This is a genomic window from Arthrobacter sp. TJ-263 (genome assembly GCF_058269155.1).
Genome location: NZ_JBZCNE010000001.1, coordinates 1186341 through 1207588 on the forward strand (window position 1 = coordinate 1186341; position 21248 = coordinate 1207588).

Annotated in this window: 17 protein-coding genes; 4 read left to right on the forward strand and 13 right to left on the reverse strand. The window is 68.1% G+C overall.

All coding sequences use genetic code 11. The features are described 5' to 3' along the window. Positions 1-110: 110 nt before the first annotated feature. Complete coding sequence (locus tag AC4D2F_RS05575) at positions 111-341, forward strand: putative acetyltransferase (protein ID WP_104166047.1); 231 nt, start codon at positions 111-113, stop codon at positions 339-341. Between the two features lie 23 nt (positions 342-364). On the opposite strand, the gene AC4D2F_RS05580 is transcribed toward AC4D2F_RS05575, so the two are convergent. After that, entirely contained in the window at positions 365-652 is a 288-nt protein-coding gene (locus tag AC4D2F_RS05580; RefSeq protein WP_104166049.1) for a hypothetical protein, read from the reverse strand. A gap of 153 nt (positions 653-805) precedes the next feature. Here AC4D2F_RS05580 and AC4D2F_RS05585 point away from each other — a divergent pair, with 153 nt between their 5' ends. Next, on the forward strand, positions 806-1300 hold the full coding sequence (locus AC4D2F_RS05585) for an ArsR/SmtB family transcription factor (protein WP_104166051.1): 495 nt from the start codon (positions 806-808) through the stop codon (positions 1298-1300). Positions 1301-1313: 13 nt separating this feature from the next. On the opposite strand, the gene AC4D2F_RS05590 is transcribed toward AC4D2F_RS05585, so the two are convergent. The 8 genes from AC4D2F_RS05590 to AC4D2F_RS05625 all read right to left on the reverse strand — a co-directional run bounded on the left by AC4D2F_RS05590 (position 1314) and on the right by AC4D2F_RS05625 (position 13554). Next, positions 1314-1781: a hypothetical protein gene (locus tag AC4D2F_RS05590; protein ID WP_490909791.1), complete on the reverse strand. Its 468-nt coding sequence runs from the start codon at positions 1779-1781 to the stop codon at positions 1314-1316. A 22-nt stretch (positions 1782-1803) separates the two neighbouring features. Next, a complete protein-coding gene (gene typA / locus AC4D2F_RS05595; RefSeq protein WP_104166055.1) occupies positions 1804-3720 on the reverse strand; it encodes a translational GTPase TypA in 1917 nt (638 codons plus the stop codon). A 200-nt stretch (positions 3721-3920) separates the two neighbouring features. Next, a complete protein-coding gene (locus tag AC4D2F_RS05600; RefSeq protein WP_490909792.1) occupies positions 3921-5726 on the reverse strand; it encodes a BCCT family transporter in 1806 nt (601 codons plus the stop codon). Positions 5727-6068: 342 nt separating this feature from the next. After that, positions 6069-7796 carry an ABC transporter ATP-binding protein gene (locus AC4D2F_RS05605; RefSeq protein ID WP_490909793.1) on the reverse strand — a complete coding sequence of 576 codons (1728 nt, stop codon included), beginning with the start codon at positions 7794-7796 and terminating at the stop codon, positions 6069-6071. Next, positions 7793-8803, reverse strand: coding sequence for an ABC transporter permease (locus tag AC4D2F_RS05610; protein ID WP_490909794.1), 1011 nt, complete (start codon positions 8801-8803; stop codon positions 7793-7795). Before AC4D2F_RS05610 ends, AC4D2F_RS05605 begins: the two co-directional genes overlap by 4 nt. After that, positions 8796-9722, reverse strand: coding sequence for an ABC transporter permease (locus AC4D2F_RS05615; RefSeq protein ID WP_104166063.1), 927 nt, complete (start codon positions 9720-9722; stop codon positions 8796-8798). The genes AC4D2F_RS05610 and AC4D2F_RS05615 overlap by 8 nt, the downstream gene beginning before the upstream one ends. A gap of 135 nt (positions 9723-9857) precedes the next feature. Next, positions 9858-11495, reverse strand: a complete 1638-nt coding sequence (locus tag AC4D2F_RS05620; RefSeq protein WP_104166064.1) for a peptide ABC transporter substrate-binding protein — start codon at positions 11493-11495, stop codon at positions 9858-9860. Between the two features lie 217 nt (positions 11496-11712). Then, positions 11713-13554: an ABC transporter ATP-binding protein gene (locus AC4D2F_RS05625; protein WP_490909795.1), complete on the reverse strand. Its 1842-nt coding sequence runs from the start codon at positions 13552-13554 to the stop codon at positions 11713-11715. A gap of 89 nt (positions 13555-13643) precedes the next feature. On the opposite strand from AC4D2F_RS05625, the gene AC4D2F_RS05630 reads away from it, so the two are divergent. Further along, a complete protein-coding gene (locus AC4D2F_RS05630) occupies positions 13644-14267 on the forward strand; it encodes a PH domain-containing protein (RefSeq protein ID WP_490909796.1) in 624 nt (207 codons plus the stop codon). 8 nt (positions 14268-14275) lie between these two features. Here the strand turns inward: AC4D2F_RS05630 and AC4D2F_RS05635 are convergent, their stop codons facing one another. The 3 genes from AC4D2F_RS05635 to AC4D2F_RS05645 form a co-directional block, all read right to left on the reverse strand. Continuing rightward, positions 14276-15310 (reverse strand): ABC transporter permease, encoded by a 1035-nt coding sequence (locus AC4D2F_RS05635; protein ID WP_490909797.1) that lies wholly within the window; start codon positions 15308-15310, stop codon positions 14276-14278. After that, positions 15307-16848: an ABC transporter permease gene (locus AC4D2F_RS05640; protein WP_490909798.1), complete on the reverse strand. Its 1542-nt coding sequence runs from the start codon at positions 16846-16848 to the stop codon at positions 15307-15309. The genes AC4D2F_RS05635 and AC4D2F_RS05640 overlap by 4 nt, the downstream gene beginning before the upstream one ends. Before the next feature lie 142 nt (positions 16849-16990). Next, entirely contained in the window at positions 16991-18754 is a 1764-nt protein-coding gene (locus AC4D2F_RS05645; protein ID WP_306738437.1) for an ABC transporter family substrate-binding protein, read from the reverse strand. Between the two features lie 436 nt (positions 18755-19190). On the opposite strand from AC4D2F_RS05645, the gene AC4D2F_RS05650 reads away from it, so the two are divergent. Beyond that, a complete protein-coding gene (locus AC4D2F_RS05650) occupies positions 19191-19505 on the forward strand; it encodes a hypothetical protein (protein WP_104166077.1) in 315 nt (104 codons plus the stop codon). A 35-nt stretch (positions 19506-19540) separates the two neighbouring features. Here the strand turns inward: AC4D2F_RS05650 and AC4D2F_RS05655 are convergent, their stop codons facing one another. Beyond that, the gene (locus tag AC4D2F_RS05655) at positions 19541-21235 is read right to left on the reverse strand and encodes a glycosyl hydrolase family 18 protein (protein WP_490909799.1); all 1695 of its coding nucleotides are present in this window, start codon (positions 21233-21235) and stop codon (positions 19541-19543) included. Between the last annotated feature and the right edge of the window lie 13 nt (positions 21236-21248).

Below are 21248 nucleotides of genomic sequence, written 5' to 3' on the forward strand. Positions count from 1 at the left end.
GACGCACCCGCGGTGCGGATTCCAGCTTAACGCAACGGCCCGTCCCGGCAGCACCGGGGCTTCCGCGGCCCCGTCGCCCGCAGGGTCCCGCCGGGGCCTACCCTTGAGGCGTGCAGACACCCGCATCCCTCCTCGCCTCCTTCCCCCTGGGGACGAGGGTCGTCGTCCGGCGTCGCGTGGACACCGGGTTCACGGACTCGCTCGGCGACCTCGTCGCCATCGACGGGACCACCTGTACGGTGCGGACCCGCAGGGGCGACGACGTCGTGCGCCTCGCCGACGTCACCGCGGCCCGGCCGGTGCCGCCGGCACCCCCACGCCGCGCGCCTCGGAGGCGGTGACCGCGTCCGCTCCGCGGACCCTGTCAGTCCCCGGGCTCCCGGGCGGCCACGCCCGACGCCGCTGATGCGAGGGCCTCGGCGTGGCGCATCACCAGCGCCGCGCCCACCAGGGCTGCGGAGAACGGGAGGAGCACGGTGGGGAGCATCGACACGAGCACCGTCACCGTCGTCGAGGCAGCCGATGCCCCCTCGACGATCGTCGTCCCGACGTTGGCGATGATCACCGGGCTCACCAGCAGCACCGTCACCGCGACGGCCCCCAGGATGATCCCCCATCGCAGAACGACTTCCCACGTCCTGACATCGGCCATACCGTCCCCCTGATGCTCACGTGATGCAGTCCCGCTACCGAATCACCGATCGGCCCGGATGGCAAGGTCCGACGAGGATGGCCGGCGGTCGCCTGCCCGACTCAGTGATTGGGACCTGCCAATCCCGCAGGCGATCTCCCGTACAATCGGCGCATGGACTCAGACGAGGATCTCCAGGCCCGGGGTCGGGCGCTCAGCTCTCCCGTCAGGCTCCGTATCCTGCGGCTGTGCCTGCACAGGGCGAGGACCAACAAGGAGATCGCGGAGGCCCTGGGCCTCAACCCGGCGACGACGCTCCACCACGTGCGCACCCTGCTCACCACGGGATTCCTTGCCGCCGAGGACACCCGCGTCGGCAACCGCGGGGCGAAGGAGATCCCCTACCGCGCCACCGGATTGTCGCGCACCAGCCGCGTGCCGCATTCGGCGCCCGCCCTCGTCGAGACGTTCCTGCAGGAGATCGAGGGCCTCGAGCCGTCGGAGATCGACGTCTGGCGCGTCGGCGTCCGGCTCAACGACGAGCACCGTACGGAGATGATGGGGCGCATCCGCGCGGTCTTCGAGGACTACGCACGGCGCGGGCCCGACGAGGACGGCACGGCGACCTCCGTCATGCTGGCCCACCACCTCGACCGCACGGCCGACTGAGTCCGGCCGCTTCCTAGGGTCGCCGGCGTGGCCGGAGCACGGCGACAGCCCGCACCACCGCGGCGAGCGTCACGACGAGCACGCCGAAGAGCCAGAGATTCCCCGCGAGCGCCGTCCCCGGGGCGACCGTCGAGGATCCGGTGACGATCAGCGTCTTCGACGACCGCGAGAGGAGCCCCACGATCCCGTACGCGACGGCGCCCGCCACCGCCGTCATCATCACGTTCCGCGCCCAGAGACCGCACAGCAGGAACAGGCTGCCCGCCAGCACCAGGGCGGCCGCCGCCCCGACGGGGAGGGCAGCCCCGCCCACGAAGAGCACGTGCGCGTGCAGGGCCGTCCCGAAGACCCCTGCCGCCACCCCTGCCGCCACGGCGCCGGCGATCGCGGCACCGCGCCGCGGGGTGTCGGGAGATGGCACCGGGAACGGCGAACGCCGGCCCTCCCCGGCAGGGGGAGGACCGGCGTCGTCGTAGGCCATGGTGCTGACGTTCCCGTCGGGACTAGGCCCGGGCGCGCGAACGCGAGGCGCGCATGCGCTCGTTGGCGTCGAGGATGACCTTGCGGATGCGGATGGACTCGGGGGTGACCTCCACGCACTCGTCCTCGCGGGCGAACTCGAGGGACTCCTCGAGGGTGAGGTTGCGCGGGGGCGTCAGGTTCTCGAAGGTGTCGGAGGAGGCCGCACGCATGTTGGTGAGCTTCTTCTCCTTCGTGATGTTGACGTCCATGTCGTCGGCGCGGGAGTTCTCGCCGACGATCATGCCCTCGTACACCTCGGAGGTGGGCTGCACGAAGAAGGAGCCGCGTTCCTGCAGGTTGATCATCGCGAACGGGGTGACGACGCCGGAGCGGTCGGCGATCATCGAGCCGTTGGTGCGGTACTCGATGTCGCCGGCCCACGGCTCGTAGCCCTCGGAGATCGAGGCCGCGATGCCGGCGCCGCGCGTGTCCGTGAGGAAGCGGGTGCGGAACCCGATCAGGCCGCGGGCGGGGACGATGAACTCCATGCGGACCCAGCCGGTGCCGTGGTTGGCCATGTTGGTCATGCGGCCCTTGCGGGCGGCCATGAGCTGCGTGACCCCGCCGAGGTACTCCTCGGGGACGTCGATGGTCATGTGTTCCATCGGCTCGTGGATCTTGCCGTCGATCGTCTTCGTGACCACCTGCGGCTTGCCGACGGTCAGCTCGAAGCCCTCGCGACGCATCTGCTCCACGAGGATGGCGAGTGCCAGCTCACCACGGCCCTGGACTTCCCAGGCGTCGGGGCGGGCCGTGGGCAGGACGCGGAGCGAGACGTTGCCGATCAGCTCCTTGTCGAGGCGGTCCTTGACCTGGCGGGCGGTGACCTTGGCGCCCTTGACCTTGCCGGCGAGCGGCGAGGTGTTGATACCGATGGTGACCGAGATCGCGGGGTCGTCGACGGTGATCAGCGGCAGCGGCTGCGGGTTGTCGACGTCGGTGAGCGTCTCCCCGATGGTGATGCCCTCGATGCCGGCGACGGCGACGATCTCGCCGGGTCCGGCGGAATCGGTGGGCACGCGGTCCAGCGCCTTGGTGGCGAGGAGTTCGGTGATCTTGACGGTCTTCAGCTCACCGTTCTGGCGGGCCCAGGCGACCTGCTGGCCCTTGCGCAGCGTGCCGTTGAAGATGCGCAGCAGCGCGAGGCGGCCGAGGAAGGGCGAGGCGTCGAGGTTGGTGACGTGCGCCTGCAGGACGCCGTTCGGGTTGTAGCGGGGCGCGGGGATGTGCTCGATGATCGTCTGGAACAGGGGCTCCAGGTTGTCGTTGGCCGGTGCGGAGCCGTTGGCCGGCTGCTCGATCGAGGCGGCACCGACGCGGGCCGCGGCGTAGACGACGGGCACGTTGAGGATCAGGTCGAGGTCGAGGTCGGGGACCTCGTCGGCGAGGTCGGACGCGAGGCCGAGGAGGAGGTCCATCGACTCGCTGACGACCTCCTCGATGCGGGAGTCCGGGCGGTCGGTCTTGTTGACCAGCAGGATGACGGGGAGCTTGGCCGCGAGGGCCTTGCGGAGCACGAAGCGCGTCTGGGGCAGCGGGCCCTCGGAGGCGTCGACGAGGAGGACGACGCCGTCGACCATGGAGAGGCCTCGCTCCACCTCGCCGCCGAAGTCGGCGTGGCCCGGGGTGTCGATCACGTTGATGGTGATGGTCTCGCCCTTGGCGGAGGGGCCGTCGTAGAACACCGTGGTGTTCTTCGCGAGGATGGTGATGCCCTTCTCGCGCTCGAGGTCACCCGAGTCCATGACGCGGTCGGCGACGTCTCCGTGCGCAGCGAACGAGTTGGTCTGCTTCAGCATGGCGTCGACCAGGGTGGTTTTTCCGTGGTCAACGTGGGCCACGATGGCTACGTTGCGGAGGTCGCTGCGAACAGCGGTGTTGCCTGTGGTTTCAGACATGCGTTATTACTCAATTCGGTATCTACTGCGGGAAAATTGACGGCGGCTGCACTGCTCGCCCTCTTACCAGTCTAGGCGCTGGGCAAAAACGGACCTAATGCACCCTGTCAACCGGCGTCCGGAGGGTGTGCACGGACGACGGCGGCGGCCCTCCCCGCGGGAGGACCGCCGCCGTCGTGCGTGGATCGCGGGGTGTGCGGCTACGGCCGGCGGGTCCGCCGGAACCGCGGACCGGCAGCCTCGCCGGCGCTCTGCCCGGCGGACCGATCGGTGCCGGCAGGTCCCTCGGACAGCGTGTCCGACGCATGGTCGGCGAGGTGTTCCTGCACCTGCCGCTCCACCCGACCTGACATCGACTCGTGGACCTGATCGGCCACGCGGTCGGCCATCGCCGTCGCCGCGAGCCTCCGCTGGGTCGCCTGCCACGCTCGGTGCTCCCCGTGGAACGCCTTGGCCGTCGCCACGCACATGGCGAGCATCACGACGCTGAACGGGAGCGCCGTGAGGATCGCCGCCGTCTGGATGGAGCTCAGGCCGGTGTCACCCACCAGGAGCAGGGCGATGGCGACGAGCGCTGCCAGCACCGCCCAGAACACGCGGATCCAGTTCCTCGGATTGGGGTCGCCGCCCGTGGAGATCATGCTCATCACGAGGGCACCCGAGTCGGCGGACGTGATGAAGAAGATCGCGATCAGGAGGATGGCGCCGATGAGCAGCGCGGGCCCGCCCGGCAGTCCGCCCAGCAGCCCGAAGAGCGCGTTCTCGGTGTCCACCGAGCCGTCCTCCGCGATCAGGCCGCCCTGGCCGAAGATCTCGCGGTAGATGGCGGAGCCGCCGAGCACGGAGAACCACAGGAAGCCCAGGGTGGTGGGGACCAGGAGCACGCCCGCGACGAACTCGCGGACGGTGCGTCCCTTCGAGATCCGGGCGATGAAGATGCCGACGAACGGAGCCCAGGACATCCACCAGCCCCAGTAGAACGTGGTCCATGCCGCCTGCCAGGCCTCACCCTCCGCGCCGGAGAACGCCAGCGTGTTGAAGGTCAGCCCGACGACGTTCTGGAGGTAGTTGCCGATGGACTGGACGAACTCGCGCAGGAGGAAGAGCGTGGGACCCGCGAAGAGCACCACGAGCAGCAGGAGCCCGGCGAGGACGAGGTTGATGTTCGAGAGCCACTTCATGCCCTTGCCCACGCCGGAGATCACGGACACGATGGTCAGGGCGGTGATGCAGAGGATCAGCCCCACCTGCGTGGCTTCGGTGGCGGCGAGGATGTTCGCGCTGTCCAGCCCCGAGGAGATCTGGAGCACGCCGAGTCCCAGCGAGGTGGCGACGCCGAACAGCGTTCCCACGAGCGCGACGACGTCGATGGCGTGGCCCCAGGCGCCCTTGACGCGGTCGCCGAGCAGGGGTTCGAGGGTCCAGCGGATGGAGATCGGGCGGCCGCGCCGGTGCACGGCGTAGGCGATCGAGAGGCCCACGACGACGTAGATGCTCCAGGCGTGCAGTCCCCAGTGGAGGAAGGTCTGGGTGATGGCCTGCTGCCCGATCTGCACCTCGGTGCCGGTGACGCCGGGGCGGGGGCTGGCGAAGTGGTTGAGCGGTTCGGCCACGCCCCAGAAGACCAGGCCGATGCCCATGCCCGCGGCGAAGAGCAGGGCGAACCAGGACATGGTGGAGAACTCGGGCTTGTCGTCGTCCTTGCCGAGGCGGATGTCGCCGTAGCGGCTGAAGCCCACCCACAGCGAGAACGCCACGAAGAAGGCCACGATGGCCACGTAGTACCAGCCGAAGGCGCCGATCACGTTCTCCTGGATGCCCGCGAACAGGGCGGCCGCGGTGTCCGGGGAAACGAGGACGAACGCGACGAAAACCACGATCAGGGCCGCGGCCGGGATGAACACCGGCAGGGCCAATCGCGCTCTTTGTCCCGTGCTCGTTTCTCTGGTCCGCTCCTTCGGCGTGGGCGGACCGGCGACAGCCTCTTCCGGGGGCTTGATACTCATGAATCGTCTCCTTCGGTGATGCGACGTGACGCGTCGCGGTGGCGCCGCGTCACAGGGCAACTGCCAAGCCTACCGAGGATCACCGCGTCAAGAGGCGAAGGACAGGAGTGCCCCGGCGCTCCCGACGTCGTACGCTGCGCCGTCGGCGCCGTACGGATCGGCGCCAGTGCAGGGATCCCGGGCGATCGGCTCCCGCGGAGGGCGCCGCCGCGGATCGTGCGCTCATTGTTACCTCCGGGACGGGTGTCACCTGTCTGTACGCAGCAGGCGGCCCCCGACCGGGGACCGCCTGCCGTCCGTCGACCGGCCTGCGCGACGACGCGCGCAGGCCGGGCCTCTACCTCAGGCGACCTCGGGAGGCAGGACCAGCCCCGCCCCGGGGATCGCCGCGAGCAGGGCCTGGGTGTAGGCCGTGCGGGGGTTGTCGAACACCTCGTCGGTGGTGCCCTGCTCCACGAGCCTGCCCTTCTCCATGACGGCCACATGGTCGGCGATCTGCCGGACCACCGCGAGGTCGTGGGTGATGAACAGGTAGCTCAGGCCGAGCTCCGACTGCAGGTCGGCGAGCAGGTTGAGGATCTGCGCCTGCACCAGCACGTCGAGCGCCGAGACGGCCTCGTCGCAGATGACCACCTCGGGGTCGAGCGCCAGGGCGCGCGCGATCGCCACGCGCTGCCGCTGCCCGCCCGAGAGCTCGTTGGGGAAGCGCTGCATCATCGCGGACGGCAGCGCCACCTGGTCGAGCAGCTCACGCACCTTCTTCTCCCGGCTCTTCGCGTTCCCCACGCCGTGGACGCGGAGCGGCTCCTCGATGGTCCGGTAGATGTTGTACATCGGGTCGAGCGAGCCGTAGGGGTCCTGGAAGATCGGCTGCACGCGCCGGCGGAAGTCGAACATCTCCTTCCGGCCGAGGGTGGTGATGTCCACGCCGTCGAACCGGATGCTGCCCGACGTCGCGTTCTCCAGGCCGAGGACCATCCTCGCCACGGTGGACTTCCCCGAGCCCGACTCCCCCACCACGGCGGTGGTGGTCCCGCGGGCGATGGAGAAGGACACCTTGTCCACCGCGGTGAAGTCGGTGGACCTGCCCCAGTTGCCGCGGATCCTGAAGACCTTCGTCAGGTCCTCGACCTCGATCACCCTGTCCCGGGCGGCGTCCGCCGGTGCCGCCGGTGCGAGCAGGTCGTCGGTCGCGACACCGGCCTTCTTGGCGGACTCGATGCGGCGCGACGCGATCGACGGCGCGGACGCCACGAGCTTCTGCGTGTAGGGGTGGCGGGGGTTCGTGAGCAGCTCGAGGGCCGGCCCGGCCTCGACGACCTGCCCCTTGTACATGACGATCACCTTGTGCGCGCGCTCGGCGGCGAGCCCGAGGTCGTGGGTGATGAGCAGCACGGCGGTGCCGAGCTCCTCGGTCATGGTGTCCAGGTGGTCCAGGATCTGCCGCTGCACGGTGACGTCCAGGGCCGACGTCGGCTCGTCGGCGATGAGCAGGCGCGGCCGGCAGGACAGCCCGATCGCGATCAGCGCGCGCTGGCGCATGCCACCGGAGAACTCGTGCGGGTACTGGTTGGCGCGCGACTCGGCGTCGGGCAGGCCCGCCTCGGAGAGCACCTTCGCGACATCCTGCGGTCCGCTGGGAAGCCCGTTGGCCTTCAGCGTCTCCCGGACCTGGAACCCGATCTTCCAGACGGGGTTCAGGTTGGACATGGGGTCCTGCGGCACCATCCCGATCGAGGACCCGCGGAGTGCGACGATCCGCTTCTCCGAGGCGTGGGTGATGTCCTCGCCGTCGAAGATGATGCTGCCGTTGGACACCCTGCCGTTGGCGGGCAGGAGGCCGATCGCGGCCAGCGCCGTCGTCGACTTGCCGGATCCCGACTCCCCCACGATCGCGACGGTCTCGCCGGGCATCACGGTCAGGTGCGCGTTGCGCACCGCCGGGACCTCCCCGGTCGACGTCGAGAAGGTGATGGCGAGGTCCCGGAGCTCGAGCAGCGGCTGCGGTGTATCCGCTCCGTCCGACGCGGCGCGGCGGCCGCGCGTCTGGGTTCCTGTGCTGTGACTCATCGTTTGCGTGCCTTCGGGTCGAGAGCGTCACGCAGGGCGTCGCCCAGCATGATGAAGCTCAGAACGGTGATCGACAGGGCGAGGCCCGGCCAGAAGATCGCCATGGGGTTGCTGCGCAGCGACGGCTTCGCCGAGAAGATGTCATTACCCCAGGACATGACGTCCGGCGGGAGCCCGATGCCGAGGAAGGACAGCGTCGACTCCGCGACGATGAACGTGCCGAGCGAGATCGTCGCGATGACGATGACCGGCGCGAGCGCGTTGGGGATGACGTGCTTGACGAGGGCGCCCAGCGGCGAGACGCCCAGCGAGCGGGCCGCGGTGACGAAGTCCGCGTTGCGCACCTCGATCACCGCCGCCCGCGTGATGCGGGCGATCTGCGGCCAGCCGAAGGCCACGAGGATGACGACGAGCGTCCACACGTTCCGGTTCTGCTGGAACACGGGCAGCTGCACGACGACGATCGCGCCGAGGATCAGCGGGAGGGCGAAGAAGATGTCGCCCACGCGGGCGAGGATCGCGTCGACCCAGCCACCGAAGAAGCCCGCCAGTGCACCGATGAGGCCGCCGATCACGACGACGCCGAGCGTGGCGAACAGGCCGACGGTCAGCGAGGACTGCGTGCCGTACACCACGCGGGAGAGGATGTCGCAGCCCTGCACGGTGAAGCCGAGCGGGTGGCCGGGGGCCGGTCCGCCGTCCGAGTTCTCCAGCAGGCAGTTCTCGTTGGGCGGCTCGCTGGTGAAGAGGCCGGGGAACAGCGCCACGAAGATGACCGCGAGGATCAGGATCGCACTGATGATGAACAGCGGCTGCTTCCGCAGGCTGCGCCACGCCTCGCCCCACAGGCTGCGGGGAGCGGCGTCGGACACCGCGCTGTCCGTGGCCCGGAGCGGCGTCTCGTCGAGGTCGGCGACGAAGTGCTCGATCGGGTAGGCGGACGTCTTGGTGCGTGCCACGGGCGCGGCGGCCTCGGTGACGGCAACGGAAGATGTTGGTTCAGGCATATCGAATCCTTGGGTCCAGCCACGCGTACAGGAGATCCACCAGCAGGTTCGCCAGGCAGAAGATGAGGATCAGGAACGTGACGATCGAGACGACCATCGGTCCGTCACCGTTCAGCACGGCGCGGTAGAGGGTGTTGCCGACGCCGTTCACGTTGAAGATGCCCTCGGTCACGATCGCGCCGCCCATGAGGGCACCGAGGTCCGCACCGAGGAAGGTCACGACGGGGATCAGGGAGTTGCGGAGGACGTGAACGACGACGACGCGCCGGCGGCTGAGGCCCTTGGCCGTCGCGGTGCGCACGTAGTCGGCGTTGACGTTCTCGATGATGCTGGTCCGGGTCAGGCGCAGCACATAGGCGAAGGACACCAGTCCCAGGACCACGGCCGGGAGCAGGAGCTCCGTGATGGTCGCGTCGCCGCTGACGGTCGGGTTGGTCCACTGGAGTTTGACGCCGATCAGGAACTGCATCAGGAAGCCGAGCACGAAGATGGGCACGGCGATGACGATCAGGGACAGGACGAGGACCGAGGAGTCGAAGATCCGGCCCTTGCGGAGGCCCGCGATGAGGCCGAAGACGATGCCGAAGACGGCCTCGATGACGAGGGCCATGATGGCGAGCTTCGCGGTGGTCGGGAAGACCTCGGCGATGATCGTCGCGATGGGGCGGCCGGAGAAGTTCGTGCCGAGATCGAAGGTCAGTACGCCCTTGAGGTAGAGCAGGTACTGGATCCAGAAGGGCTGGTCGAGGTTGTACTGCTCGCGCAGTCCGGCGACGACGGCGGGCGTGCAGCCGCGCTCGCCGCAGATGGCGGCGGTGGCGTCACCCGGGAGGCTGAAGACGAGGAAGTACACCAGCAGGGTCGCGCCGAGGAAGACGGGGATCAGCTGCAGGAAGCGCCGGACGATGTACCAGACCATCAGCGTGCACCTGCCGGTACTGCGTGCATCCGGACGGGATGCGGGTGGGGGTTGCTCATGAGGTGTCGAACCTTTTCGTTGGAGCACGGAAAAGGGGCCTGCCCTGTGCCGGGCAGGCCCCGAGACCGTTACGGGTTACTTGCCGGTGATGGCGTAGTAGAGCGGAACGCCGTTCCAGCCGAACTCAACGTTGTCCACGTTGTTGCTCCAGCCGCCCTGGGCGACCTGGTACCACAGCGGGATGGCCGGAAGGTCCTCCAGGAGGTGTTCCTGGGCCTTGTTCATGGCCTCGTTGCCCTCCTCGACAGAGCCGGCGGCGAGTCCGTCGGTCAGCTGCTGGTCGAATTCGGGGTTGCTGTAGCGGGCATCGTTGGACCCGGCGCCGGTGGCGTAGATGGGTCCGAGGAAGTTGTACAGCGACGGGTAGTCGGCCTGCCAGCCGGCGCGGAGGGCACCCGTGAGGGTCTCGTCCGTCGCCTCGGTGCGGGCTTCCTTGAAGGTCGCGTAGGGCTTGCCCGCGACCTCGATGCCGAGGTTGTTCTTGATGTTGTTCACCACGGCCTCGACCCACGTCTTGTGGTCGCCCTTGTCGGCGTTGTAGCCGATGGTCAGGGGCTGCGACTCGTCGTAGGGCGAGATCTTCTCGGCGTCGGCCCAGAGTTTCTTGGCTTCCTCCGGGTTGTACTCGAGGTTCTCGCTGCCCGGCAGGTCCGCGCTGTAGCCCTCGAGGACGGGGGCGGTGAAGTCCTTCGCCGGTTCGCGGCCACCGTTGAAGATGACCTCGGTGATCTCGTCGCGGTTGATCGCCATCGACAGCGCCTGGCGGCGCAGCTTGCCGGCCTCGCCCTCCCAGTTCGGGAGGTAGTACGGCACGGCGATGGTCTGGTTGCCCGCGTACGGCGCCTCGATGGCACGCTCGCCGAGATCGCTCTCGAAGTTCTTGATGTCGCTCGTCGGGATGGTCTTCAGGACGTCCAGGTTGTCCGAGATCAGGTCCTGGTAGGCCGTCGTGTCGTTCTGGTAGATCTTGAACGTCACGCCGCCGTTCTGGGCGGCCTGGGGACCTTCGTACTCGTCGTTGGGCACGAGTTCGATCTGCTGGTTGTGCTGCCAGGCACCCTCGGAGGCGAACTTGTAGGGTCCGTTGCCGATCGGGTTCTCACCGAACGTGGCGGGGTCCTCGAGGGCGGCGGCCGGCAGCGGGTAGAACGCGCTGTAGCCCAGGCGCAGCGGCCAGTCGGATTCCGGCTGGGACAGCGCGACGGTGAACGTCCGGTCGTCCACGACCTTCAGGCCGCTCATGGTCTCCACGGTGGAGCCCTCGGCGCTGGCCTCGTCGTAGCCCTCGATGCTCTCGAAGAAGTAGCTCGAGAGCTGGGCGTTCTTCGCCGCGGCACCGTAGTTCCAGGCGTCCACGAAGGAGCTCGCCGTGACCGGGTCGCCGTTGGTGAAGGTCTTGCCCTCCTTGAGCGTGATCGTGTAGTTCTGGGCGTCCTCCGTCTCGATGGACTCCGCCATCTCGTTCTGGGGCTTGCCGTCGGCGTCGTAGCTGACGAGGCCCGCGAAGACGAGGTCGAGGATCGCTCCGCCGCCCACCTCGTTGGTGCTGGTGGGGATCAGCGGGTTCTGGGGCTCGGACCCATCCACCACGATCACGGCTTCGGTGTTGCCACCCTCGGCGCCTGATTCGGTGTCTCCGCCGCCACATGCACTGAGCGACAGCGCGGCCAGGGCCGCGACGCTGAGCATTTTGGAAGTGCGCGTGAAACGCATTCCGCCTCCTAATAATTGGGTCCTACCGGCCCGGATTCGGCCGGTTCAGCGGCCCTCGCAGAGCGCGAGAGCCAACTCACACCGAGAAATCATATGCCCGTTCTGTTGCTTCTCTGAACATCAGGAGGAGTGGAGGCCCTCCAGCCCACGGAAAAGCCCGCCCTGCGGCGGCAGGGCGGGCATGGACCGGGCGTCGGAGCGGGAGGCGTCCCCTCGGTCAGTCGGAGACCGTCAGGAGCTTGGCGCGGAGTTCGCGGCGTTCCCGCTGCTTCTCGGGATCAGGCAGCGGGACCGCCGCCAGCAGCCGCTGCGTGTACGGGTCCTGGGGGCTGCGCAGGATCTGGTCCCGGGACCCCTGCTCCACGATCCGGCCGCGCCGCATCACGCAGATGTAGTCCGCGAGCACGTCGACGACCGCCAGGTCGTGGGTGACGAACAGGCAGGCGAAGCCCAGCTCGCGCTGCAGGTTCTGGAACAGTTCCAGGACCTTCGCCTGCACGGAGACGTCGAGGGCCGACGTCGGCTCGTCCGCGACCATCAGTTTCGGCTTGAGCGACAGCGCCCGGGCGATCCCCACGCGCTGCTTCTGGCCACCCGAGAGCTCGTGCGGATACCTGTTGCGGTAGGCACGCGGCAGCTCCACCTGGTCGAGGAGCGCCTCGATGCGTTTCTGCAGCTCGCCGCCCTTCGCCTCGCCCGCGAGGTACATCGGCTCGCCGATGCTCTCACCGATGGGCAGCCTGGGGTTCAGCGACGACGACGGGTCCTGGAACACCATGCCCACGTGGCGGCGGACCTTGGCGAGCTCCTTGGAGGAGGGGCGGAACCCGGAGACGTCCGTGCCGACGACCTTCAGGGATCCCGCGGCGACCGGCAGCAGCCCGACGGCGGCCCGGCCGATCGTCGTCTTGCCCGAGCCCGACTCCCCGACGAGGCCGATGACCTGCCCGGGGTACACCGTCAGGTTCGCGCCCTCGACGGCGCGGAACGCCGGCACGCGCCCCTGCTTCGGGTACTCGATGGCGACGTCGATCAGTTCGAGGACCGGCGCCACCCCGGGCGTCCCGTGCGAGGCCACCTCGTGCTCGGCGTCGGCGAGCTGCGCGAGCACGTTCTGTTCGCGCCGCTCGAGTTCGTCGTGGTCCACCGTCTGCAGGTCCGTGTGGGTCGCCGCCGCGAGCGCCGCGGTGACGTCGACGTCGTCGTTCCCGTCCCCCTGCCCGAGGTGGGGCACGGCGGCGAGGAGCGCCCTGGTGTACTCGTGCTGCGGGTTCCTGAAGATCTGCTCCGCCGTACCGGTCTCCACGATGCGCCCCTGGCGCATCACCGCGATCCGGTCGGCGAGGTCCGCGACCACGCCCATGTCGTGGGTGATCAGGACGATCGCGCTGTTGAGCTGGGTCCTCAGGTTGCGCATGAGGTCGAGGATCTCCGCCTGTACCGTCACGTCGAGGGCCGTGGTGGGCTCGTCGGCGATGAGGAGCTTGGGGTCGCAGGACAGCGACTGGGCGATCATGGCGCGCTGGCGCTGGCCGCCGGAGAGCTGGTGCGGGTAGGACCGGAACGCCTTGTCCGGGTCCGGCAGCTCGACCATCTGCAGGAGGCGCAGCGCGCGCTGCTTCGCCTCGTCGGGCGAGATCTCGTTGTGCAGGCGCAGCGTCTCGACGATCTGGAAGCCGACGGTGTAGACGGGGTTCAGGGCCGTCATGGGTTCCTGGAAGATGACGGCGACGTCGTTGCCGCGGATCTGGCGCAGCCTGGCCGGGGACATCGTCAGCACGGACTTGCCGTTGAGCAGCACCTCGCCCGTGACCCGGCTGTTCGAGGGCAGCAGCCCGAGCAGCGACATCGAACTGGCGCTCTTGCCGGAGCCGGACTCCCCCACGATGGCGAGCACCTCGCCGGCCTTCACCTCGTAGTTCAGGTCGATGGCCGCAGGAACCCACTTCTTGTCGACGCCGAAGTCCACGCTGAGGTTCCGGACCTCGAGCACGGGACCCTGGGATGCCGGCAGATCCGCTCCGGTGTCTCCGGTGCCGCCGATGACCTGGGTACTCATGAGGGGTCCTCCTTCGTGACGGAGGCGCCGCGGGATCGCGGCCCCTCCTGGATTGCCGCGAGCGGCTGCCGTGCTGGGATCATTGAGCCATGAAGAGCTCGAAGGTGGCCGGGGCCACCGTGTTCAGGCCGCGGACCAGTCTCTGGTTCACGGGTGTCGCCGTGCTGGTCGCGCTCGGCGGCCTGGCCACCGTCGTCGCCGCGCAGGGCCCCGCCGGCCTGCTCGCCGGCTGGCCGCTGATCGGCGTCGCCTATGCGGGCTGGTGGCTGTTCTGGTACCCGGCGGTGGTCTTCGCCGAGGACGCCGTCACCCTGCGCAACCCCCTGGCGACCGTCCGGGTCCCGTGGTCCGCGCTGATCGATGTCGACACCAAGTACGCACTGAAGCTCGTCACGCCGCTCGGCGCGTACACCGCCTGGGCGGCGCCGGCTCCCGGGGTGTGGGGGACCCACGCCGGCAAACCGGAGCACGTCACGAACCTGCCCTCGACGAGCTACGGTCCCGGCGGGTCCGTCCGCCCGGGCGACATGAAGAACACCGACTCGGGCTATGCCGCCTACGAGGTGCGCACGCGCTGGCAGGCCCTCGTGGAGGGCGGCCGGATCGACGTCGACCACCCGGGCAGCGTCCACCGCCGCTGGAACTGGTCCTGCATCGCCGGTGCGGTCCTGCTGGTGGCGGCCGGCGCGGTCTCCCTGGACCTGGGCTCCTAGGCACCTGTTCACGCGGCTGCAGGCTTCCCTGTTTCCTTGGCGCGGCTCGCGCTGAACTTCTTCTGCCGCGGGTCGAAGGCGTCGCGGAGGCCGTCGCCGATGAAGTTGATGCACAGGCAGATCAGCACGATGAACAGGCCGGGGAACCAGAACAGCCATGGTCGCGTCTGGAACGCCTCCTGGTTCTGGCTGATGATGAGGCCCAGGGAGACGTCCGGCGCCTTCACGCCGAAGCCGATGTAGCTCAGTGCGGTCTCGAGCAGGATGGCGGAGGACATGAGCAGGGTGGTGTTCACGATGATGACGCCCACCGCATTGGGCAGGATGTGCTTGAAGATGATCCGGGTGTTGGAGGCTCCGGCGATCTTCGCGGCGTCGACGAACTCGCGCTCGCGGAGCGTCAGGAACTCGCCGCGGACGAGGCGCGCCAGGCCGGTCCAGAGCACGAGCCCGAGGAACAGCCCCAGGAGCCAGATCTGCGCACCCGGGCCGACGAACCGGTTGACCGCCTCGCCAAGGGTCGCTGCGGCGAGGACCACGGGGATGATGATGATGACGTCGGTGAAGCGCATCAGCACGGCTTCGGGCCAGCCGCGGAAGTAGCCGGAGCACGCGCCGATGACGACCCCGACGAGGCCGGCGAGGGCGCCGATGATGAACATGATGATGATCGAGTTCTGGGTGCCGCGCATCGTCATGGCGAAGTAGTCGCGCCCGATCGAATCCTGGCCGAACGGGTGGTCCCCCCAGCTGAAGGGGCCGGTGACGGTCGGCGCTCCCCCGTTGACCAGGGGGAGGAACTCGGTGTGGTTGTACTTCCACCACCCGGGGATGCCGGCGAACCCGACGGATGTGAAGGCGAGGACGAACACGACGGCGAACACGACGAGGCTGATGATCGCCGCGGTGTTGTCGAAGAACTTCTTCCGGACGATCTGCCCCTGCGACAGGCCCTTGGCCTCCGGCTCGGAGGCAGGACGCTCCGGTCCGGTGACGGTCGCGGCGTCGGTGTCGGGGAAGTCGGAGGGGGTCTGGATGCTCATGCTTTTACCCTTACGCGAGGATCGAGGACCGAGTACGCGATGTCGGCGACGAGGTTGAACACCAGCGCCAGGATGCCGGCCACCAGGAAGAAGCCCATGATGGGGTCGGGGTCCGTCCGCTGGAGGGCCTGGACGAAGAGCTGGCCCATGCCGGAGAAGGCGAACACCTGCTCGGTGATGATGGCACCGCCGATCAGCGCGCCGATGTCGAAGGCCACGAGGGTGGCGAGCGGGATCAGCGCATTACGGAACGCGTGACGCATGACGACCGTCCGCTCGCTGAGGCCCTTGGCCCGGGCCGTGCGGATGTAGTCCATGTTCATGATCTCGAGCATCGAGGCGCGGGAGTAGCGGCTGTAGCTGGCGAGGGACGCGAGGAGCAGCGCGAGGGTGGGGAGCAGGAGGTGCGTGAAGGTGTCCAGGCCGTTGATCCAGAACGTCCCCTCCAGCCCGGGCGTCTCCGCGCCGACCGTGGCGATCGGCCTGCCGCGGACCCGCGGGTTGCTCACGTAGGACGGCCACGTGACCATGAAGCGGTCCACGACGATCAGGAAGCCCATGAGCAGACCGGTGAGGGCCGCCGCGCGCATGCTCTGGCTGCGGTCGTACCCGCCCATGGCGTAGCCGACCCCCAGGCCGACGAGCACGGTGATGACCGCGAGGATGATGATCATCCAGATGGTTGCCGCGTTGAGGACCGGGTTGACGACGTAGTAGGCCACCAGGCCCAGGGCCACCATGATCAGCGAGGAGTACAGGGCCTTGCGGTTGCGGAGGCCGGCGGTGAGCAGGACGATCCCGAAGGCGATACCGACGCCGGTGACGAGGATGACGACCGGTCCGAGGCCGGGGTTGGCGAACCAGCCCACGAGGTCGAGGAGGAAGAGCAGCACCGCGGCGACGACGGCGCCGAGGACGAAGGCGATCCCCTTCCGTTTCCAGGACTTGCTGGCGAAGAGCGCCCAGATCAGTCCGCTCGCTATGGCGACGACGGCGATGGTGGACGGCGGTATGTCGGGATCGTCGAGGAAGTTGTTGAAGCCGATGGCCCCGAACTCCTTGAGCAGGACGGCCAGCCAGAAGATCGGGAGGGAGAAGAACAGGAAGGACATGAAGGTCACGCCGTAGTCCAGCCCGCTGTACTGGCGCAGCGCCGTGATGATGCCGAGCGAGATGCCGATGATGATCGCGAGCACCGTGGCGGTCGCCACGAGTGTGATGGTGTTGCCCATCGCGCGGCTGAGCGAGGTGGTGACGGCCTCACCCTGGATGCTGGACCCGAGGTCGCAGGTGGCGGCGAAGGGGACGATGCACTTCGCGGCCCCGGCGAGCCAGCCGAAGTACCGCAGGGGCGCCGGCGTGTTCAGGTCGAGGAGCTCGGTGCGCGCCTGGATGAGCTGATCCCGGTTCGGGGCGTTGCTCGCGCGCAGGTCCTCGAGCGGATCACCGGAGAGGGCGGTGAGCTGGTACACGACGAACGATGCGCCGAACAGGATGAGGACGGCAGTCACCAGACGCCGAACGATGTAGGTCACCATAGGTCTCAGGCCTCAAGTTTGAATCGGGTAGGGGTTCCCGTGTTGACGCAAATTCTAATTCAGTGACGCAGAAGAAGGCGCCGGGACGGGCGAGTCCCCCGTCCCGGCGCCTTCCTCGGTCGAGCGTGTTCCGGCGTCGGAACTACTGGACGACCTGCCAGTCCCAGAAGTTCCACCAGACACCGGTCTGGTTCGGCATGTACTCGATGCCGGTGACGTTGTCGCTGTAGGCGTCGACGCCGGGCACCTGGAAGAGCGGCAGTCCGTACTTCGAGTCCCAGATCAGCTTGTCGATCTCGATCTGGATCCTGTCCTGCTCCTCCGGATCCGTGGTCACGATGAGCTCGTCCATCAGCGCGTCGGCCTCGGGGCTCGAGAACCCGTTGAAGTTGGACCCGTTGGCGGTCTTGAAGATCTGCGGAACGCCGGACACGCCGACGCCCGAGTTGATCCAACCGAAGATGGTGGCGTCGTAGGTCCCGTTGCCGAGCGCGGCTCCCCAGTCCGAGGATCCGAGGCCGCCGTCGACGATCTTGAACCCGGCCTGGGCGGCGGATTCAGCGATCAGCGTGTACGAGTTCAGGCGGTTCGGGTTGTCGCGGTTGTACATGATGCGGACCTCGGGCGTCGCTCCGGCAAGGAGTTCCTTGGCGCCCTCGATGTCGACCTCTGCATAGGCGTCCGACCCGTTGTTCGCGGCGGTCTCCTCGTAGGGCTCCTGATCCGTGAGGAACAGCTGCGAGTCGAGCGGTGCGGCGTCCGGGTTGATCTTCTTGACGATGGTGTCCACGAGCTGCTGGCGCGGGACGGTCTTCATGAACGCCTCGCGGACGTTCTCGTCCTCGAACACGCCACTGAAGTTGAGGTCGAGGTGGTCGTAGGAGAGCTGGTTGCCCTGCTCCACGGTGACGCCCTCGAGGCCCTCGAGCTGCTCGACGGTATCGGCCGACGCCTGCGGGGCGATGATGTCCACCTCGCCGTTCTGCAGGGCCTGCACCTGGGCGGGGGCTTCACCGATGTAGCGGACGGTGATCTCGTCGACCTTCGGGATGGGGCCCCAGTCGTAGTCCTCGTTGCGGGTCAGCGTCATCGACTGGTCCGGCGTGATGGCGGAGGCGATGAACGGACCGTTGGAGAGGAAGAGCGACGGGTCGGTGGGGAGCGACTTCGTGTCGAAGCCCGTGTTCCAGAAGTCCGCCAGTGCCTGGATCTCGGGGCGCTCCACGGGAGACTCCGGATCACCGGCGGGCGTCGTGTTGATGAGCTCGATCAGCGCATCCTCGTCGGCCAGGCCGCCCTTCTCCGCGAGTACGTGGGCGGGCGTGTCGATGCCACCCTCGCTCATCAGGCCGAAGGCCACCTCGTAGTCGGCGAAGGGCTCGGAGTAGTTCAGGGTGATGGAGCGGCCGTCCTCGCCGATCTCCGGGAGTTCGGTGAGCCCGAGGCCACTGGTGTCCCCCGCGTAGTCGAAGTAGGTGGCGCCCGAGACGACCTCACCGGCGTCGTCGGTGGTGGAGTCGTTGAAGTAGCCGGACTCGATGGCCCACGCCAGCAGCAGGTCTCCGCCGTCGACCGGTTCGCCGTCGGACCAGGTGACGCCTTCGTTGACCGTGTACTTGACGCTCAGCGGATCCTCGGAGAGGACCTCCATGGTGCCGAAGTCCTCGTTCTTCACGACCTCGAGGTCGTTGTTGATGTAGACGAAGCCGGAGTGGGTCGCGTAGGCGATCTTTCCGTTGATGTCCACATTGCCTTCGGAGGTGCTCGAGTTGAACGAGCTGAAGGCATTGACTTCGACGACGCGGATGTTTCCGCCGGTTGCTTCGCCCTCGGTGCCCTCTTCGGTGGTTTCAGTCCCCGTGTTGGCAGCGCAGGCGCTCAATGCGAGCGCTGCGACAGCAGCCACTCCCACAGCTTTGGAAGTACGTCCGAAACGCATTCCGCCTCCTCTTTCATAGTGTGGTTGCGGCTTCAGGCGGTGTTGCATGACAGCCGGCACGTCACCCCCAGGAGGTGACGCTACTCACGTGACCAAAAGCCTAAGTGGACATTGTTGCCGACAGGTATCCCGGGGACGGACCAGTTAGGTGTTGTTACCGAGCTGCAACCAAAGGTTCACAGGTAGTCCCCAGCGCGCCCCCAGCAATATATGGTTCCGGGGCAGGGGCTGTCGCGGCAGGATTCCCCGTCAGCAACGGGTCCTCGATCCCCGTCGCCGTCCGGTGCTTGATAAGGCGTTCGGCCCAGTGCTTTGCTAGAACGACGACGCCGGGTCGATGCTAGATGGGCGCGGACCGGGCGGACCCCCTGTGAAGTGGCACGCGGTACGGACGAGGAGCACCATGGCCTGGCTGTTCGTGGACAAGCACGCCGCGGTCTGGGACGACGACGCGAACGTCCAGGCGGCGATCGGGGCCCTCAAGGCGCGTCTCGACGAGCATGCCGAGGTGCACCTGTCCATTCAGAGCAGGGGCCTGAAGGGTCCGGTGTTCGTCATCACCCGCGACACGGTGCTCAGTTCCCCCGAGCTCAACAACCGGTTCAACGCCGACCTGTTCGCCGAGCTCACGACGCCGACCGCGCGCAACAGCCCGACGATCCACTGGTTCTCGGACGGGCGCGGTTTCGTGTCGGAGACCACCAGCCGGATGTGGTGACGGCGTTCTCGGACGTCGAGGCCCCGATGTGGCGGTCAGCCGTCCGCCGGTCTCCACGGGCCCCACTGCTCGACGCCGGGAACATCGCCGCTGGTCCACCACTGCGTCCGGTACACCTCGCCCTCGAAGACCACCCGGCGGCCCTCCGTGTAGACCTCGTCCTCGTCCCACGTCACGGGTGCGGCGTCCGCAGCCTCCTGGGCGGACAGTGAGGGTGCGGCTGCCGGCGCAGCGCCCGGAGCGGGCGTACCCGGTGCCGCTGTGGACGTACTGGGTACCTGGACCGCGGTCGCGGGCATCACCCTGTCGCGAGCCGGGCCCTGTGGAGCTTCGCGCAGCCGATCGGACAGTACAGTCAGGAGCGATCCGTCCCGGTTGCCCGCCAGGTCCCACCACATGCCACCGCCGAGCCCCTTCTCGAGGACGTAATCGCTCTTGAGGCGCACGGTTTCCGGGTTGTCGTAGCTCCACCACGTATCGCCGTCGAAACGCCAGGCCGCCCCGACCGTCGGGTCGGTGAACTCCTCGCCGACCTCCCGCAGCTCGTCGTAGTCCTCGAGGCCGGGCTCTTCGCCGCCCGGCGCCGGCCCGGTGGCTGCGCCCCAGGGCTTCGCGGTGTCGACACCTGCCCAGCCCCTGCCGAACGCCGCGAGGCCGAGCCCGAGCTGGCCGGGATCGATTCCGGCATCGAGATAAGCACTCACGGTCCGGTCCACCGAGAACCGCTGACTGTTCGGGCGCGGATCCTCCGGATCATCGAACAGGTTCCCCTGGTGGCCGGTGAGTCCCGGCTCCCACGTTCCCCACAGGTCGTAGCCCTGGATGTTCCCGAAGTCGAGGTACTCGAAGAGTTCGGGGTTGTTCCAGCCGCCGGCCTCGATGTCCACCGGATTGGCAGGAAGGAAGGCACTCAGGGAATAGGAGGCCCCCGTGACGGCACCGTAGGCGTCGAGCTGCTCACGGAATTCCTGCAGCAGCAGCCGGAAGTTCTCGGCGTCGTTCTCGGGGTCCACCCCGTTCCCGTCGAGCCCGTTGTCGCTGCCGGGCCACTCCCAGTCGATATCGATGCCGTCGAAGATGCCGGCCGCAGCCCCTGCGCCTCCCCTGCCATCGATGGTCGGAAGGTTTCCCTTGATATACAGGTCGATGCAGGAGGCAACGAGCGCCTTGCGGGAATCGTCGGTCGCGGCGGCACGGGAGAAGTTCTTCGACCAGGTCCACCCGCCGAGCGAGATCACTGCACGCAGCCCGGGGTTGGCGGCTTTCAGCTGCCGCAGTTGATTGAAGGACCCGGCCAGCGGCTGGTCGGCTGTGTCGCCGATGCCTGCAATGGAGTCGGCGGCACCGTAGGCCATTCCGTAATCCGCCCAGGCGTCGGAGGCGCCGTCGGAGCCGTCCGGACCGCTTCCTTGAGCCTGATTCGCCTCGAAACAGGTGAGCGTCTCGTGGTGGATATTGCCGAAGGCGTAGTTGATGTGGCTGAGCTTTCCGGCAGCACCCGAGTCCTGAAGGGACTTCATCGGGAATTGGCGCCCGTAGACCCCCCACTGGGGGAAGTAGCCGACGCTCCGGTACCCGTTGATGCGGGCCGGGATCGTGGCGGGATCCTCGGAACCGGCCCCCTCCGAAGGGTCCTGCAATGAGCAGGACGCAATGCCGCTGATTCCCAGCAGGGCAGCGACGGCCAGGACGCCGATCCGCTGCAATGGGCGCGGGCGCACTCGCTTCATTCGTTCCTCCGGC

What these genes read in the sequence shown, in the direction of transcription:
- AC4D2F_RS05580 (WP_104166049.1), bottom strand. Translation starts at nt 652, where the DNA reads ATGGCCGATGTCAGGACGTGGGAAGTCGTTCTGCGATGGGGGATCATC.
- AC4D2F_RS05585 (WP_104166051.1), top strand. Translation starts at nt 806, where the DNA reads ATGGACTCAGACGAGGATCTCCAGGCCCGGGGTCGGGCGCTCAGCTCT.
- AC4D2F_RS05590 (WP_490909791.1), bottom strand. Translation starts at nt 1,781, where the DNA reads ATGGCCTACGACGACGCCGGTCCTCCCCCTGCCGGGGAGGGCCGGCGT.
- typA (WP_104166055.1), bottom strand. Translation starts at nt 3,720, where the DNA reads ATGTCTGAAACCACAGGCAACACCGCTGTTCGCAGCGACCTCCGCAAC.
- AC4D2F_RS05600 (WP_490909792.1), bottom strand. Translation starts at nt 5,726, where the DNA reads ATGAGTATCAAGCCCCCGGAAGAGGCTGTCGCCGGTCCGCCCACGCCG.
- AC4D2F_RS05605 (WP_490909793.1), bottom strand. Translation starts at nt 7,796, where the DNA reads ATGAGTCACAGCACAGGAACCCAGACGCGCGGCCGCCGCGCCGCGTCG.
- AC4D2F_RS05610 (WP_490909794.1), bottom strand. Translation starts at nt 8,803, where the DNA reads ATGCCTGAACCAACATCTTCCGTTGCCGTCACCGAGGCCGCCGCGCCC.
- AC4D2F_RS05615 (WP_104166063.1), bottom strand. Translation starts at nt 9,722, where the DNA reads ATGGTCTGGTACATCGTCCGGCGCTTCCTGCAGCTGATCCCCGTCTTC.
- AC4D2F_RS05620 (WP_104166064.1), bottom strand. Translation starts at nt 11,495, where the DNA reads ATGCGTTTCACGCGCACTTCCAAAATGCTCAGCGTCGCGGCCCTGGCC.
- AC4D2F_RS05625 (WP_490909795.1), bottom strand. Translation starts at nt 13,554, where the DNA reads ATGAGTACCCAGGTCATCGGCGGCACCGGAGACACCGGAGCGGATCTG.
- AC4D2F_RS05630 (WP_490909796.1), top strand. Translation starts at nt 13,644, where the DNA reads ATGAAGAGCTCGAAGGTGGCCGGGGCCACCGTGTTCAGGCCGCGGACC.
- AC4D2F_RS05635 (WP_490909797.1), bottom strand. Translation starts at nt 15,310, where the DNA reads ATGAGCATCCAGACCCCCTCCGACTTCCCCGACACCGACGCCGCGACC.
- AC4D2F_RS05640 (WP_490909798.1), bottom strand. Translation starts at nt 16,848, where the DNA reads ATGGTGACCTACATCGTTCGGCGTCTGGTGACTGCCGTCCTCATCCTG.
- AC4D2F_RS05650 (WP_104166077.1), top strand. Translation starts at nt 19,191, where the DNA reads ATGGCCTGGCTGTTCGTGGACAAGCACGCCGCGGTCTGGGACGACGAC.
- AC4D2F_RS05655 (WP_490909799.1), bottom strand. Translation starts at nt 21,235, where the DNA reads ATGAAGCGAGTGCGCCCGCGCCCATTGCAGCGGATCGGCGTCCTGGCC.